The following is a 15,763-nucleotide window of genomic DNA, read 5'->3' as shown; positions in this document are numbered from 1 at the left end:
GGAAATTGTAGGGTCTGTGAAGGATTGTTATAGAAGATTCGATTCCGAGATGATTGTGTGGAGAAAGGGGCGGTAAGGAAGGAGTCGCTTTCCGTAGGCGTACGCTGAGCCTCCTCAGGCTTGCCGTCTTCCCCACGGAAAGCGAGTGGTCAGTATGTTATTTCACCTGTTATCCACGGTAATGGAATTACTTACTCTAATTAGAGAAGACTGTACTTATTGTCTGAAAATCTGAGATTGTGCTAACTTTTTCCTATTGATTAAATTATTTTGACATAAAGATAATCAAGCGTTATTATAATTTAGTAGTTTAATTCCGAGTAAATTTATAAGGAAAAGGGTGTTTTAAAATGGCAATAACAAACGTTCAGCCTATAGATGAAGTAAAAGATCCAGTTCAACGAGAAGATGCTGATTTAAATCGTCCGCAAATGCCGCTTATAGTTGGTGGTTTAATCGTTGGAGCAATTTTGATGATTTATCTAATGATTACACAAAATATAGTACAGTCGTTACTTCTTGTTATTGGCCTATTGTTGGGATATACATTATTCCATGCACGTTTTGGCTTTACTTCCGCATTTCGTAGAATTATGTCTGTTGGTAATGGGAAAGCGTTACGTTCTCATATGGTAATGTTAGGTGTCGCCGTAACATTATTTGCTCCAATTCTAGCCTTTGGTTATTCTTTCTTTGGCGGAGGCGTTGCTGGTTATGTCGCACCAGTCGGAGTGAGTCTGCTTGTAGGTGCATTCATGTTCGGAATTGGAATGCAGCTTGGCGGTGGCTGTGCTTCTGGTACGCTATATGCAGTTGGTGGAGGACGCTCCGTTATGTTTGTCACGCTATTATTCTTTATTGTTGGTTCAACAATAGGAGCTCATCATCTGCCATTCTGGACGGAAGACCTACCAGCATTTGAACCCGTCTCTTTAGCAACATCCACGGGTCTCGGCTACGGTGGAGCCTGGTTTTTATCAATTGCTCTGTTTAGTCTCGTTGCTTGGATTACGTTAGTTGTAGAAAAAAAGAAAAAGGCACCGAAAATGGCACCTGTACCATCTACAAAGGGATGGTCAAGAATCTTTCGTGGTTCATGGCCTTTGTTTGCCGCAGCCATTATATTAGCTGTTCTTAATGCTTTAACACTAATGACTCGTGGTGCGCCATGGGGAGTTACATCAGCTTTTGCACTATGGGGCTCTAAAGTTGCTCAGTTCTTCGGAATTGATGTAGCTAGTTGGAGTTATTGGCAAGGTGCTAATGCCGCAGTTTTGGACGCATCAATTTTTGCTGATTCAACAACTGTATTAAATTTAGGTGTTATTTTAGGAGCATTTCTAGCATCCGCAGCAGGTGGACTATTTAAGTTCTCTAAAATGAATGGAAAAAATATTGCCGCTTCAGTTATTGGTGGTTTATTCATGGGGTATGGTGCCCGCCTCGCGTTTGGATGTAACATTGGCGCCTACTTTGGAGGAATTGCATCCTTTAGTCTTCACGGCTACATTTGGGGTGTTCTAGCATTAGCAGGGACTTTCTTAGCTCTCTACCTCAGGCCATTGTTTGGATTATCAGTACCGAAATCAAAAGATTCATTCTGCTAATAAAAGAAAAAGTCACCATGCTGATCAGCATGGTGACTTTTTACGTTTAAAAAGAGGAGAATTAAAACGTGTTATAAACATCTTCACATTCTTCACCAGTAGGCTGGTAGAAACAGTGGAGCTTATATCTTCCCACTAGAGGTTGGTCATACCAGGTGGCTGGACAGTCCCCGTCTGGTCTGAAGTACCATAAACTATATTTAGCCGGCCAACGTCTTTCTCCTTGTACAGATCTACGAGCTAATCGTTTTTCTTTCTCCCTTGCCCTTTGAAAAAAATAACCTTTTGTAATAGCTTCAAATGCTTTCGGTTGGTAAATTACTTCCTGAATACTTCGTACGTCTTCAAAATCGGAACAAATGACTCTCGCTCTGTTTATTGCAACATTACCAACGAGCATCATTCCTATTTGCCCTTCACCTTCAGCCTCTGCTCTTAGCAATCTTGCTAACAGATTAATATCTTTTTGTGTTGCCTTCACAACAGCCATACCTTCACCTCGGTTTTTATGACTTATTCTTATAGTTATTGTTTGGTAGCTAGGCTAATTACCTTATCCTATGCATTTGTCTGCAGTACGTTCATTTGCTTTTGAAAAGCTAATGGTATTTTTAGCTGCAGGATTGCGGATTTATTTTTTAAAAGGGGATGAGAACATTGAGTGATGGTTGGAGGTAAGCAATCATTGGGTTATCTGGTTTAATTGGTGGTGGTTTGGTAGCGGTTAATATATTTCATAACAAGAAAACTTGGCCGAAAGCATAACCTTTACAATGAACGTCAAAAAACATGTGAGTACCATGGCAAGAGCTGCTGGATTTAATGCAATACTTTTCCAGATACTGTTACTTTGGGGGTTCGTCACAATTTTCATGGCATTTCTGCTGCATTTTTAATTATGACGGGGCCTGATGTAACACGCTGCGTAACATTAATTTTACTAGTATCTATTATGCGAGCAACAATTTACTTCAAATGAAAGCTACTTACATTGACGAAAGGAGTGATTATTCGTTTAATAAATATACAGAATAATTTGACAATTGGTTTGATTAGGCAAGTTAGTTTAGCCATTTCTACCGCTTATGTATGCTTCATTGACAGTAGCGATGTTCGTTAGCCTGTTGAAAGATGAAGAAAAGGAGGAATGAGCAAAATGGAAGAAGAGCCAAATCAAAAAGTGTCGTCTGAAAGTGAAAAGGAATCAGAAAAGAACCAGAAATCCTCAACGGGTTTAGAGGAAAATGTAGGGGGACTGTTGGCTTATTTACTCGGCTTTATTAGCGGGGTTGTATTTCTATTAATCGAAAAGGAAAATGACAATATCCGCTTTCATGCCATGCAATCTGTCCTAGTGTTTGGGGGATTTTTTGTTTTAAGTTTAGTTGTTAATTTTATCCCGATTGTCGGTATTATCATAAGTTTACTGATCGCTCCTCTTACCCTTGTTTTATGGATTTTCTTAATGGTCAAAGCTTATCAAGGAGAAAGGTACCATTTACCAATCACCGGAAAAATGGCAGAAGAACAGTTAAGAAAAATAGGGAAATAAGAAATCAACTTGTGTAGGAGAAACTTCTCTCTGCACAAGTTTTTTAATGGGTATTTATTAATAAAGTCTATATAATCACCAGTAAAATAGCCTTGTTATGTACCTCACCAATTCTTTGTTTCATCATACTGCTCGATGGTTGAATAAACTTCATTCTCAACTCGGGCAACGATCAATATTAACGTTTAACTTAACCTAAAAAAGAGAGAAATTTGAGAGGAATAATTTTATGAAACAAATAACATTTGAAAATATTTATAAGTAGGTCACGTTGTATATGAAGACGAGCGATATAAACATATTCATTATCCTGAAATGTTAACGAGATATGATAGTAATTTTATTCAATTTAATGACTTGCCCAATCTGAGGCAGTTTAAAGAAGCTGCTCATTATTTAAGAGATTATCATAGGAAATATGGACAAAAGCATGAGAAATTCTATTTACCTGCAAATACAGTTCCGACAGTTACGTTGACTGATTATTTCCAGAATATTGGTTATGACTTTGGTTATAACGAATTGTACGCGATTGAGCCTCATCAATTTCCTTTAGTAAAGAACGAATCCGATATAGAGGTTGTAGAAGTAACTCATGAGAATTTTGAAACCTTTGTTCAATTACAATTTCCGCAAGATTTAGAGTTTGGTCGTGAATTCGCGGAACAAAAAATTGAATTGCATAAACGTAATTTTCAAGAAAGACATATTTTACAGGTTCTCGCTTTTTACAAGGGGACTGCAGCGGGATCTATGGATGTGATTGTTGCGGAGGAGACGGTAGAAATAGATAATTTATCTATTGCCGAAATGTTTCAGAAGAAGGGTATAGGAAGCAGGTTGCAAAGGTTTGTTATGGATCAATTTTCTGACAAAACGGTGATCTTAGTTGCTGACGGAGAAGATACTCCTAGAGAAATGTATCAAAGACAAAATTATCAATGCTTAGGATATAAATATGAAGTTCAAAAAATAGATCAAGATTAGTTTTCTAGGAATCTTTCACACCCTTAGTATGGGAAAAGCCAAGACATTAGTCCTGGCTCCGATCGAAGAATGGTTTTTGTTCTTCTCTTACCATTTTACAAAAGATGTCCCAACAATAATTAAAAGAATAAACAGCACAACAATTAACGCGAATCCTCCTCCGCCATAATAACTCATAAACTCACCACCTTTTTAGTAGATACTTTATAATATGCTTCTATTGAAAAGGTGGAAAGGCCGATAACTATTAAATGTAAATATAGTTGGGGAAGGTATTTCTATGTTTATATTTTTAGTAGAAATGGAGGTCTTAAATTAACATTCGTTGATAATTTTGGTAGGTATGGATTTGCTCCTGAAGAGAGGCATAAGGAACAAAGGCCCATCCCATCTTCTTGATATATTCATTATATTTTTCCTGAATTGTTACCTGTTGTAGTGCCATTTCAATATGTGCCTGTTTGACATTATGGTTTTTCATGAAGAGCGCGGATGTGAAATTTTCATTCGCCATTGATTTTGCTGTGGACCGAGCTTCTAAAGCGATTGGCTTATTTTTTAAATTCTGCTCCATTGTATTTGCTTGAGGTCCATGATTGCTCTTATGTGTAGAAAGGGGCGGTACGACTACATATTCATGTAGATATGGATTGATGAGCATTAACATGACTTTGACGTGAGCACGCATAACGTTGACTTGCAAGTCAATGGTTTCTCTTAATTCTGTGGATGTTACCTTTGATAAGTAGTTCTCGAGCTTATGAATGATTCCTTCATGAGCCGCTAAGTGTTCAGACATGAGTCCAAGGTCTATAGATGGTAATGTCATAAAAATTCCCCTCCAAATGGTTATCTATCTATAAATGTATGATCAATCAATTAAAACGGTTAACTTCGAATTTTATTGAGGAATATCGCGCCGCATTCAATACTCCACCTCGATTTAGTCTAGTGCGTTAATGTGCAAAAGAAATTTTGGAGGATTGCGATCAAAAGTCTTTAAAATTCGAAAGGTAAAGCGTACAATGAATACTAATATCATCGTTTCTGTATAAGTTAACCCTCAAAGGAAAGACAGATCTATCAAGAGACAAACCATTGGAAATAAGGAGACTTAACTATGAATGAACAAAAACTAGAAATTGTAAAAAGTAAGAACCTAAAACCTAAACCTCAATCGGATCAAATTCCATTTGGACGAACGTTTACTGACCACATGTTTGTTATGGATTATGAAGTAGAAAAGGGTTGGCATGATCCGAGAATTGTACCGTATGAACCATTAACGCTAGATCCTGCAGCGATGATTTTTCATTATGGTCAGACAGTATTTGAAGGGTTGAAGGCCTACCGAGCAGAAGAGGATCGCATACTACTATTCCGTCCAGACATGAATTTTCAAAGGTTAAATCGCTCCAGTGAACGGCTAAGCATTCCGCCAATTGACGAAGATCAAGTGATGAACCACCTTACAGAATTAATCAGCATAGAAAAGGATTGGGTACCATCGACTGAAGGGACCTCACTTTACATACGTCCATTTATTATTGCGACTGAAACGAGTCTCGCAGTTGCTCCTTCCCAATCGTATAAATTAATGATAATCTTATCCCCTGTTGGTTCTTACTTTACGGGTGGTTTGCGTCCAGTAACAATTAATGTGGAAGACCAATTTACTCGTGCTGTAAAAGGCGGCACAGGAATGGCGAAAACCGCCGGCAACTATTCTTCTGGCTATCAAGCACAAGCAAAGGCCTATAAAGAAGGCAATGCTGATGTGCTATGGTTGGATGGAATGGAGAAAAAGTATATCGAAGAAGTAGGGAGTATGAACATTTTCTTCAAAATTAATGGAGAGGTTGTTACTCCGGAATTGAATGGAAGTATTTTAAAGGGCATTACGAGAATGTCAATCATTGAATTGTTGAAAAAATGGGACATTCCCGTAGTTGAGCGTAAAATCTCTGTAGAAGAGCTTTATAAAGCTTACGAAGAAGGCCTGGTAGAAGAGGCGTTCGGTACAGGAACTGCGGCCGTGATTTCTCCAGTTGGTGAATTGAATTGGTTAGGGCGCAAAATGATCATTAACGATCATCAAATCGGAGAATTATCGCAAAAACTATACGATACAATTACAGGCATTCAAACAGGTAAAGTGGAAGATCGTCATGAATGGACTTTAGAAGTGAAATAATAAAATGCATACTAGTCAGCCCTAGGTATGGACCAATTCCTAGGGCTTGCTTGTAGTTAAATGCATGGCAAAACAAAACGGTTGAATTAATACATTGTGAGGTATATTATGTATCCATTATAGAAAAACAAGGAGGTAGCCATGTATATCGTGGGGATTGTAGTTATAATCGCATTGTTGTTATCCTTCTTTTACAGATATATCCCGGTTTTAGGTGTACAAAACATGGATATTCCTCAGAGAAATGAATCTGAGGATGATGTTGTTTATATAGATACTAGAGATTACCAGACTTCTAGTCGCGAGTCGGCTAACCAAGCTTATTGTGTTCCGCTTCCTTATTTAAAGAGACATTATACGGACATTCCTAATAAAAAGCTCGTTCTCATTTCTTCTGATCAAGTAGAAAGGAACTTATGTGTTCGGATATTAAGAAGGAAAGGTTATGAGGTTGTTGGTTATGCTATTGCTAATCAGATGAGCTGTGCACAGGAATTACGGTGTGTATGTGATGAGTAAGATGACTTTTGAATAATCTGATAGGAAATAAATTAACATAAAAAGAGTTCCAGGATTTCAACATTTTCCTAGAACTCTTTTTATTTTTTATGAATTCTTGTTTTCTTCATGAAATAGAACAAAAATCTTTTTTAAGTAGTGAAAGGCTAGATAGCCTATACCGATAACAAGTAGAACGGCTAGGGCAATCCAAAGGTAACTTAATAAATTAGGTGAAAATAAGGTGATTAATGTGAACAAAACGATACCGATCATAAAAAATGTGATTAAGCGTATCACCATAGTAAAACCTCCAACTGTATTGGTAGTTCTAGTATAAGATAGGTGAAATATAATGAGCAACTGTTACAGATTTCATACCGTATAGTTTATCAAGTTGATAATTACTATGGAGGTGACACTTTGAGTCAGTGATGATCTGGAAAATTATGAAGGATTAACATTGGATATACTTTGTAGGAACCAGTTATTACCTTTGATTAGCTGTTTTGATGTTTTTATTGTTTCCTATAATGATGGGAAATTAAGAACACCAGCTATTATCTCTGTTTGGAATGGTGAAAGAGGGGGGAGTTAGAAAATATTTGGAGGAATTTTGATAACTTTCTTGAACACACGTAGATACGCTCGCGGATTTGCGAGGTACACGAGGAACGGTAATCCCTAAAGAGTTATTGTTTAGAACCGACTATAATGATTAATACAAGAATAGAACGAAAATTATTCAAAAAAGTTTTCGTTCATTTTTGATAGAGATTTCTAAAGATGAACAAGGCACTTTATACGCGATTTTATATCACTTATGATAGGATAACTAACTTCTGCAACACATGGTATCTTCCATACTACGATTGATTACTTGTTCACTATTTCAATCAAATTAGATTCAAGTGCTCTTTATCCGATTTTATCGGTAGCCTTTGCCTTAATGTCCTATAGTGCTACATCATTCTTTGGTGGCAGCGGATTTCTTGCTGTTTACGTGGCGGACCTTCTGATAGGGAACTCGGAACTCTGAATTGACCTATCGATACTCTATATTCCAATTCAATGAGGGATTTGCTTGGATGGCTCAAATCTTGATGTTTATCATTTTAGGGTTATTATCATTTCCCGGGCAATTGTTCACAATGGATATTATGTTGAACGGCTTAGTTCTATCGGTTATCTTGATATTGATCGCACGACCGATCGCTGTTTTTATATCAACCATAAAAATGAATTATACTTTGAAGGAAAAAACATTCCTCTCATGGGCGGGACTTAGAGGTGCAGTACCAATCGTCTTATTTCTTATAATCGCACTAATATTTGCTCGTATTCGGGAAAGATACTTCACGCAAGGTCTTCCCAACAACGGCCGATTCTGAGTTGGTTTGGTATTGAATCATTTCCGCTGCCGTTTTTCCCATGGAGATTAACTCAATCGAGTGATGTGGTACATCTTTTTTAGGTCCGACGAGATTAAGTTTTTTAGCTGCGAAGGAAATTGTTGCACCTTGGACGGAGTTGAAGAAAGTGTTAGAGCAGAAAGTGGGAAGAGGCAAAAGTTCATAAGATTTGTGGATCCATACAATAGAAGACATTAGCGAAAGAATGATATATTATTCGCGATTTCGTAACTGTGCAACACATAATAAAGGCTGAATCCCCTAAAGAGAGGACTCAGTTTTTCATCTATTAACTAGCACCCATACCACCATCCACGCGATATTGGCTACCCGTAACGAATTTGCTATCATCAGAAGCTAAGAAAAGCACAAGTTTCGCGATATCGTCACTTTCACCGTAGCGATTTAATGGAATAGCTTCTGTTTGTTGATCCTTAGCTGCTGCAGCATCTTCAGGATTAAATCCTTTCTCGAGGGAGCGCATCATTCGAGTATTTACTGGTGAAGGATGGACAGAATTCACCCTTACATTGGACGGGGCAGCTTCTAGCGCTGCGACCTTAGTAATGCCTACCACTCCATGTTTTGAAGTAACATAAGGAGCCACACCAGGAGCGCCCATTAAACCAGCAACAGAGGACATATTAATAATGCTTCCGTTTCCTTTTTCAGTCATCGTTGGCAGAACGTGTTTCAAACCAAGGAAAACCCCACGCACATTCACATTGAAAACTTTATCAAAGTCTTCTACCGTTTGTTCAGTAATAGGGGCAACCTTTCCTTCAATACCGGCATTGTTGAAGAAAATATCAATGGTACCAAAGCGATCTAAAGTCTTCTGTACATAGTTTTGTACTTCAGATTCTTCAGAAACGTTTGCTTTAACAGTCATCAATTCGCCATAAGATTCAAGATCAGATTTAACTTCTTCTAAAGCCTCTTCATTTAAATCTACGAGGGAGACTTTTGCTCCTTCTTGTAAAAACAACTTAGCGGTTTCCTTACCGATACCGCCACTTCCACCTGTAATGATTGCGATTTGACCATCTAATCGTGCCATTTGTAAACCTCTCCTTTTTACAGAATGTATACAACAAGCATTTTATTGTCATAGGTCTTCTTCCCTGTAATTTTCAAATCAAACATTCGCCACACGAATTAATGGATAGTTGTTTATTGTGATGAATAGAAAGTTTTATTTAATCTAAACTAATATCATCTCTTATAAGAAAAGGAGGGTAATAATGTCGAAAAAAGATAAGAAACCTGATAACCAATTCAAAGAGAACAAAAACCATGGAGAACACAGAAATGGTCGTTTAAGTCAATTTAAAAACAGTAGTAGTGCGGGTAATGAAGAGCCTAACGAATATATTAATAAAAAGGATTAACATAGAAAGCCAGAGCTTATGAAGCTCTGGCTTTCTTATACATATTAATGAGAAGAAAAACTCAGTAAGAATTATTTTTTTAATGTAGAAGAACTTGTCCTTATTTCCACTAAAACGTATATTTTGTTCGCTTAGTACCTATACTTTCAAGTATAGATACCGTAAAAGGAGAGATACCATTGGACAGAGAATGGCTACATGATCAAGTAATTAGTGTGAAGGGCCAGATCACTTCGGGTACATTGAAGTTTAAGTGTCGTGACGATTATTTTTTGGATCAGTTGGATAGGGTCAAGCAGTGTGAGGATGGTTTAGTGGATACAAATACAGTCTCTCCTACACTCTTGTCACTTATCCAAACGATAAACAAATAATAAGATATCCATTATTTGTTTAAGTAGTTCTGATACTGTGGAGAAAACGTGAAATTACAGTACAAATAACAAATTGGATATTGAATTAAGTAGTTCAGTTTTGAGGTGTAAACTTTAAAAATGTAAGATGACTTGAGTATCAAATTGCATAGCAGTTTGATGCTCTTTTTTGTTGATATGTTAGTGTTTATCTGTACAATGTGAATCTGTCTTTGTTGTGTGGTACCAGGTACCGCACAATTTAAAAACAAGCAACAAACATTCGAACTTTCAAAAAAATAAAGGAAATTGTATAAATTTGTCGAAATATACCGATATAGGGTGTAGTAACCGGAATTTGATAGTAAAAGGGGGGATAGGGATGACAGAATCTATGCGACTTGACTTTCATACTTACATTTTCAATATTACCGATAAGTATGTTTGTGAGGACTGCAAAGATCGTTCGATGGGACCTCGACACGTGTCCTTTCCAGGATTGAACCTTGCGGATGTGCTAATCCAATGTGAAAAGTGTGGAACGGCTGAATACATAAAAATCAAGAAATAAATCATTTGTCTAAAGGCGTTAGGCACTAGAGGCATGGGAGGTGTCGTGTTGGCTGGAGAAGTAGTAGATCCAGTTTCTATGAATTATATGGTATTCCATCTATTTTCATTAATCACTTGTATGGTTGTGGCAGGGATTATCGTAGGGGCAGTTCTCCGTGAATTGCGACTGCCAATTAGAATTACAGGTTCCATTGCTTCAATACTATCATTGCTTGTAGCTTATTTTTATTATCAAACTTTCTTTTAGTTAGCATCTAACTAGAAATCGGCGAATGAAAGGATAGATTATTATCGAACCGATTAAGGAACTTTACTTTGGCAGAAAGAAATTAAAGATCACCGGAAATTTCATCGTTAGAATTGATAAAACTGTAGTTATTGAACCGAGTGGAGTACCAGTAGAGAAGATTGACCAATTTATAGAAAAGAAGAAGAAAGCAGATAAAGTGGCCGTGAAGTCATATTATGGTGTACCACCTCGTGAATTACCAGGACCTTACGTGATGGAAAAAAAACATGGCTTATTAATTTTAGGAAAAGAATGAACTTGCCCAAACGATAGCCTGAGTTTACTCGTTAGTATACTAAAATTACTTGTTCTTTCCCAAGTCGAAATTACAGGAAATCCTCCTTATTTTGGTGAATCTATTACTATACCAAAAAAGGAGGATTTTTTATGAGATTGAAAGGTTTGACTGCGATCGCACTTGCAATAACATTGTCATTGCTGCCGAATGTTTATGATGTTTACGCTGAAAAAGTTGAAGAATTACCACAATCAGAGGTAAATGCTCAGATGGAAAAGGGTGACTATGTTGAAGGCGAAGTCGTAGTAAAATTTAAAGAGGGTAAGGGTCAGTCCAAAGAAAATTCGGCTTTAAAAGGTGTCAAAGCCGATGAGATCGTTGACAAAGATGCAGTGGATTCTAACTTCAAAGTGTTGAAAGTAGGGAATGTCGAGGCTGTTGTAAAAGCTTTAAACAAAAATCCTAATGTAGAGTATGCTGAACCCAACTACGAATTTCATGCAACATGGACTCCTAATGATACTTACTATCGTAATGTGCAGTATGGGCCGCAAAATACGGAAGCACCAGCTGCTTGGGATATCACTCGAGGCAATAGCGGTCAGGAAATTGCTATTATCGATTCAGGAGTGGACTATAACCATCCAGATTTAAATGAAAAAACGGTTCGGGGATATGATTTTATAGATTATGATTATACTCCTATGGATGAAAATGGACATGGAACACATGTTGCAGGAACGGCTGCTGCGGAGACAAATAATGCTGAAGGGATAGCCGGAATGGCACCGAATACTGAAATTCTTGCTGTACGTGCGCTAGATGAAAACGGAAACGGATCTCTATCAGCCATTGCAGATGCGATTCAGTACTCAGCCGATCAGGGTGCAGAAGTTATTAATCTATCTTTAGGCTGCGATTGTGATACACAAACACTAGAAAATGCAGTGGATTATGCTTGGAATCAGGGATCAGTCGTTATTGCTGCAGCAGGAAACGATGGTGTGTCTACAACCTTTGAACCCGCTTCCTATGACAATGTGATTGCAGTAGGGGCTGTTGATCGATACGATAACAAAGCCTCCTTCTCTAATTACGGTGCATGGGTAGATGTAACTGCTCCAGGTGTTGACATCGCTTCAACTGTTCCAAACAGTGGATATGCTTATATGTCAGGAACTTCGATGGCTTCACCTCACGTAGCAGGACTAGCTGGGATACTCGCAGAGCAAGGACGAAACAATTCACAAATCCGCGAAGCTATTGAAAATACGGCGGATCCAATTAGTGGTACGGGGTATTATTTTAGTGAAGGACGAATAAATTCTTATGCTGCTGTAAGCTATTAAAAGTTAGAAATGGTTTAATAAGTAGTTCGGTTTTGGAGTACAAAAACGCAAATTGTACCCCTTAACTTAACGGGTTCAGTTCTCAGAAGGAAAAGAACGTCCCGAGTTTATTGCAGTAAGAGAGGGAGTTCGACCGTTGAGCATGAGTAAGTAATGGAAAAGGAACTTTCCTATGAAAAAATTACTAGCTGATATGAGAGTAAGCTCAAAGACTGCGTTTGTTGCAGTCTTTGAGCTTTTTTATGGTTTTGTGGGAAGAGGGTGAAACGGAACGATAACTTGGGGACTTCCGTATAGATGAAATTTTATCGGCCAAAATCAGAACTTTACCGACGGAGTGTCTATTTTTCGCAAAAAAATTGCCCTCTACACTAAAGGTAGGAGGGCAGGTACTTTTTTAAAATGGGTTCGTTGCCCACTGTAGGGAAGATTTTATGAAAATGCGCGGATGTAACTTCAGTTGAGCCACCATATACTCCGCAATATCCTCAGGCTGCATAAACTTTTCTTTATCCGTTTCATCTAATTTATCCCCTAATGCCAACTCTGTAGCAACTAAACTAGGATTAAGGGTACTTACGCGAATATTATTTCGGCGCACTTCCTGCATAAGAGCTTCGGTCATTCCTGAGATCGCAAATTTGGAAGCACTATAGGCTGTAGCGCCAGCAGTTCCTTTTAGGCCGTTACTTGATGAGATATTCATGATGTCGCCTTGATCTTTTTCAATCATTTGAGGAAGCACGGCGCGTGTAACATGGTAGGTTCCGAATACGTTTACCTCTATTGTATGTTTCCAATCTTCGGGTTCAATTTCTAAGAAAGAACCACGATAACTAATTCCGGCATTATTGATTAAAATGTCAGCAGGTCCTAGCTCATCTTTGAGGGAAGTTACTGCATGGTCGACTTCCTCCATTTTTGAGATATCAACGACGGCTATACTTGCATTTACGCCTAGTGCTCGTGCTTCTTCGGCGACTTTATTTAACTTGCTTTCTGTACGAGCCATTAATCCTACATGTACTCCTTCTTGTGCTAGTTCCAATGCAGTCGCTCGTCCAATTCCGCTACCTGCACCTGTAATGTAGGCAATTTTACCATTAATTGTTTGTCCCATATCGAATCATCCTTTCCTTATATAACCAGTGTAAAGTCTTATGTTAGGATAATCAATTATCTCCATTTGAAACTCCTAGGTACCGATGAAAAGTATAGGCTGCTAATAAAAAAGTATACCAATTATTCCTTTAATAGTGGGTTTGTGATATTTTTTCAAAAGAAAAATAATTAGGTAGCTAATCATTTTTCTTTCCGTTGACTATAGGCTGTGTTAATATATTTAAATGTGCTCTTAAGCAAATACATGTATTCCACGAAAAAGAAAGAAGGAAATTTGAATGGTTGATGAAAAAGAACCGACACGTTCGGAGGAGAAAATTAATCGTGTACCTTTGATGTTTGTTTTAATTTCAGGCGCTTTTGCTGCGATATTAAATCAAACATTATTAGCTACCGCACTACCACATATCATGAGAGATCTTAGTCTAGAAGCGAGTACTGCTCAATGGCTCACTTCCATCTTTATGCTAGTGAACGGAATTATGATTCCAATCACGGCTTTTTTAATTGGGCGATTTACGACGCGCGCCTTGTTTTTATCAGCGATGGGATTGTTTGCTGTCGGTACAACCATTTGTGCGATTGCGCCTAACTTCGGAATTTTGATGGTTGGTCGGATTATCCAAGCTTCTGGTGCTGGGATAATTATGCCGTTAATGCAAACGATTTTGATGATGGTTTATCCGATAGAAAAGCGCGGGGCAGCGATGGGAATGTTCGGCTTGGTCATTTCATTCGCTCCAGCTATTGGTCCAACGTTATCCGGTTGGCTTGTTGAACAATTCCCTTGGAGAAGTTTATTCTATGTGATTTTACCAGTCGTTATTATTGATTTTATCATTGCTTATTTTATTCTTAAAAATGTTACCAAGCAAACATTTCCGAAAATTGATGTTTTATCGATAATCTTATCTTCCTTAGGGTTTGGTGGCATACTATATGCGTTTAGTACCGCTGGTAACTCGGGATGGGCAGCTCAACAGGTTGTCATTGCTATGGTTATCGGAGTTGTTGCACTTACATGGTTTATTTTAAGACAGTTTAAACTGCAGCAGCCGATCTTAGAGTTTAGAGTATTTAAGAACAAAGTATTTACTTTAACCACTGCTTTAGGAATGGTCGTCTTCATAGCTTTAATCGGGGGTGCGACCGTTCTGCCATTATTCATGCAAAATATGTTAGGTTTTACAGCTTTTGAATCAGGACTCATGCTATTACCTGGTGCATTACTCATGGGAGTTATGAATCCTATTACAGGTAAACTTTTTGATAAGTATGGAGCGAGATGGCTGGCTATTATCGGGTTAGTCATTTTAACGATTACGACCTTTATGTTTACTAATCTAGATAGCCAGACAACCTTCACCTATTTAGCTGTAGTTAACGCAGTAAGGATGTTAGGTGTGGCAATGGTGATGATGCCCGTAACTACTGCTGGATTAAATCAATTGTCCGTAGATTTAATGCCACATGGCACGGCGATGAATAATACGATGCGCCAAGTTTCAGGAGCCGTAGGTACTGCCTTGCTTGTTACCGTAATGACTAACGGGGCGATTCCTGATGAGGGAGTGAATGGTCTGATTCACGGTGTGAATGTTTCCTTCATTGTAGCTGGAATTACCGCGTTTGTTGGGTTAGTGTTATCCTTTTTCATTAAAAGTCCAAAACCCGGGAAAAAAGATCAGGATCAAATCAACGAGGAAGATAGTAAGCGTGCCTTAACTAGTAAATAATCTAGTGAGGGACCAAAGAATAAAGGAAGGGAATCACCTACTCTGAATCGGTGATTTCCTTCTTTTGTTTTTGTGTCTATAATGAATCTATCAGTAGACTAGGAGAATATAAAAAATGGATTAAAAGCTATGAGCGATTAAAGAAAATGTTACGGCAACCAGAATTGAAGAACGTAGGTTTTTAATCAAAGCGATTTTATAGGGAATTGTTGTTTTGAAAAAATTTTGGAAGAACATAAACCAAACTAAAAGCCTGAATACACGAAGACTCTCACGGGGGCCCCATCCGAGGCCACTGAAAAAGTCCTTTTCTATTAATAATGAACTTTTGAAAAACACTATCCCAAAATCTAACGGGTTCAGTTTTCGAGTACAAAACATGAAATAACAAGGAATAACGGTATTTAACATATAAATTAGCATACAAAATCAGAGATTGTGCTTGAATTCGAGATGTTTGTG

The 15,763-nt window shown here is 37.9% G+C and carries 18 protein-coding genes and 1 pseudogene; 12 read left to right on the top strand and 7 right to left on the bottom strand.

Annotated features, from left to right (window positions below):
• The first annotated feature begins 350 nt into the window (after positions 1-350).
• Entirely contained in the window at positions 351-1,607 is a 1,257-nt protein-coding gene (locus tag ACFQIC_RS17440; RefSeq protein ID WP_204711482.1) for a YeeE/YedE family protein, read from the top strand.
• 61 nt (positions 1,608-1,668) lie between these two features.
• Here ACFQIC_RS17440 and ACFQIC_RS17435 read toward each other — a convergent pair whose 3' ends face one another.
• On the bottom strand, positions 1,669-2,097 hold the full coding sequence (locus tag ACFQIC_RS17435) for a cell wall hydrolase (protein WP_204711484.1): 429 nt from the start codon (positions 2,095-2,097) through the stop codon (positions 1,669-1,671).
• Between the two features lie 666 nt (positions 2,098-2,763).
• Here ACFQIC_RS17435 and ACFQIC_RS17430 point away from each other — a divergent pair.
• Together ACFQIC_RS17430 and ACFQIC_RS17425 are read left to right on the top strand one after the other, a co-directional pair.
• Positions 2,764-3,159, top strand: coding sequence for a DUF4870 domain-containing protein (locus tag ACFQIC_RS17430; RefSeq protein WP_204711520.1), 396 nt, complete (start codon positions 2,764-2,766; stop codon positions 3,157-3,159).
• Positions 3,160-3,474: 315 nt separating this feature from the next.
• Positions 3,475-4,146, top strand: coding sequence for a GNAT family N-acetyltransferase (locus ACFQIC_RS17425; RefSeq protein WP_390217526.1), 672 nt, complete (start codon positions 3,475-3,477; stop codon positions 4,144-4,146).
• Positions 4,147-4,233: 87 nt separating this feature from the next.
• On the opposite strand, the gene ACFQIC_RS17420 is transcribed toward ACFQIC_RS17425, so the two are convergent.
• Both ACFQIC_RS17420 and ACFQIC_RS17415 read right to left on the bottom strand, forming a co-directional pair.
• Positions 4,234-4,323, bottom strand: coding sequence for a YjcZ family sporulation protein (locus ACFQIC_RS17420; RefSeq protein ID WP_204711486.1), 90 nt, complete (start codon positions 4,321-4,323; stop codon positions 4,234-4,236).
• A 133-nt stretch (positions 4,324-4,456) separates the two neighbouring features.
• Positions 4,457-4,975 carry a spore coat protein gene (locus ACFQIC_RS17415; RefSeq protein ID WP_204711488.1) on the bottom strand — a complete coding sequence of 173 codons (519 nt, stop codon included), beginning with the start codon at positions 4,973-4,975 and terminating at the stop codon, positions 4,457-4,459.
• Positions 4,976-5,266: 291 nt separating this feature from the next.
• Between ACFQIC_RS17415 and ACFQIC_RS17410 the strand changes: the two genes are divergently transcribed.
• Together ACFQIC_RS17410 and ACFQIC_RS17405 are read left to right on the top strand one after the other, a co-directional pair.
• The gene (locus ACFQIC_RS17410) at positions 5,267-6,340 is read left to right on the top strand and encodes a branched-chain amino acid aminotransferase (RefSeq protein WP_204711490.1); all 1,074 of its coding nucleotides are present in this window, start codon (positions 5,267-5,269) and stop codon (positions 6,338-6,340) included.
• A 141-nt stretch (positions 6,341-6,481) separates the two neighbouring features.
• Positions 6,482-6,859, top strand: coding sequence for a rhodanese-like domain-containing protein (locus tag ACFQIC_RS17405; protein ID WP_204711492.1), 378 nt, complete (start codon positions 6,482-6,484; stop codon positions 6,857-6,859).
• Between the two features lie 87 nt (positions 6,860-6,946).
• Here ACFQIC_RS17405 and ACFQIC_RS17400 read toward each other — a convergent pair whose 3' ends face one another.
• On the bottom strand, positions 6,947-7,141 hold the full coding sequence (locus ACFQIC_RS17400) for a hypothetical protein (protein WP_204711494.1): 195 nt from the start codon (positions 7,139-7,141) through the stop codon (positions 6,947-6,949).
• A 592-nt stretch (positions 7,142-7,733) separates the two neighbouring features.
• Here ACFQIC_RS17400 and ACFQIC_RS17395 point away from each other — a divergent pair.
• A pseudogene (locus tag ACFQIC_RS17395) lies at positions 7,734-8,148 on the top strand (cation:proton antiporter domain-containing protein); the annotation flags it as partial.
• Between the two features lie 15 nt (positions 8,149-8,163).
• Here ACFQIC_RS17395 and ACFQIC_RS17390 read toward each other — a convergent pair.
• Together ACFQIC_RS17390 and ACFQIC_RS17385 are read right to left on the bottom strand one after the other, a co-directional pair.
• Positions 8,164-8,445: a hypothetical protein gene (locus ACFQIC_RS17390; RefSeq protein ID WP_390217552.1), complete on the bottom strand. Its 282-nt coding sequence runs from the start codon at positions 8,443-8,445 to the stop codon at positions 8,164-8,166.
• 94 nt (positions 8,446-8,539) lie between these two features.
• A complete protein-coding gene (locus ACFQIC_RS17385) occupies positions 8,540-9,310 on the bottom strand; it encodes an SDR family NAD(P)-dependent oxidoreductase (protein WP_204711496.1) in 771 nt (256 codons plus the stop codon).
• Positions 9,311-9,494: 184 nt separating this feature from the next.
• On the opposite strand from ACFQIC_RS17385, the gene ACFQIC_RS17380 reads away from it, so the two are divergent.
• From ACFQIC_RS17380 to ACFQIC_RS17360, 5 genes are all read left to right on the top strand, one after another.
• The gene (locus ACFQIC_RS17380; RefSeq protein WP_204711498.1) at positions 9,495-9,641 is read left to right on the top strand and encodes a hypothetical protein; all 147 of its coding nucleotides are present in this window, start codon (positions 9,495-9,497) and stop codon (positions 9,639-9,641) included.
• 179 nt (positions 9,642-9,820) lie between these two features.
• Complete coding sequence (locus tag ACFQIC_RS17375) at positions 9,821-10,015, top strand: hypothetical protein (protein ID WP_204711500.1); 195 nt, start codon at positions 9,821-9,823, stop codon at positions 10,013-10,015.
• A 361-nt stretch (positions 10,016-10,376) separates the two neighbouring features.
• Positions 10,377-10,565, top strand: a complete 189-nt coding sequence (locus ACFQIC_RS17370) for a hypothetical protein (RefSeq protein WP_204711502.1) — start codon at positions 10,377-10,379, stop codon at positions 10,563-10,565.
• 48 nt (positions 10,566-10,613) lie between these two features.
• Positions 10,614-10,814 (top strand): hypothetical protein, encoded by a 201-nt coding sequence (locus ACFQIC_RS17365; RefSeq protein WP_204711504.1) that lies wholly within the window; start codon positions 10,614-10,616, stop codon positions 10,812-10,814.
• A 429-nt stretch (positions 10,815-11,243) separates the two neighbouring features.
• Positions 11,244-12,443 (top strand): S8 family peptidase, encoded by a 1,200-nt coding sequence (locus ACFQIC_RS17360; protein ID WP_204711506.1) that lies wholly within the window; start codon positions 11,244-11,246, stop codon positions 12,441-12,443.
• Positions 12,444-12,840: 397 nt separating this feature from the next.
• Here the strand turns inward: ACFQIC_RS17360 and ACFQIC_RS17355 are convergent, their stop codons facing one another.
• The gene (locus tag ACFQIC_RS17355) at positions 12,841-13,563 is read right to left on the bottom strand and encodes a 3-ketoacyl-ACP reductase (RefSeq protein ID WP_204711508.1); all 723 of its coding nucleotides are present in this window, start codon (positions 13,561-13,563) and stop codon (positions 12,841-12,843) included.
• A 280-nt stretch (positions 13,564-13,843) separates the two neighbouring features.
• Between ACFQIC_RS17355 and ACFQIC_RS17350 the strand changes: the two genes are divergently transcribed.
• Positions 13,844-15,301: an MDR family MFS transporter gene (locus tag ACFQIC_RS17350; RefSeq protein ID WP_204711510.1), complete on the top strand. Its 1,458-nt coding sequence runs from the start codon at positions 13,844-13,846 to the stop codon at positions 15,299-15,301.
• Positions 15,302-15,763 lie beyond the last annotated feature (462 nt).

The sequence above is a fragment of the Halobacillus seohaensis genome (genome assembly GCF_042663045.1).
GTDB lineage: Bacteria > Bacillota > Bacilli > Bacillales > Halobacillaceae > Halobacillus_A > Halobacillus_A seohaensis.
This window is presented reverse-complemented; position numbering and strand designations above follow the sequence as displayed.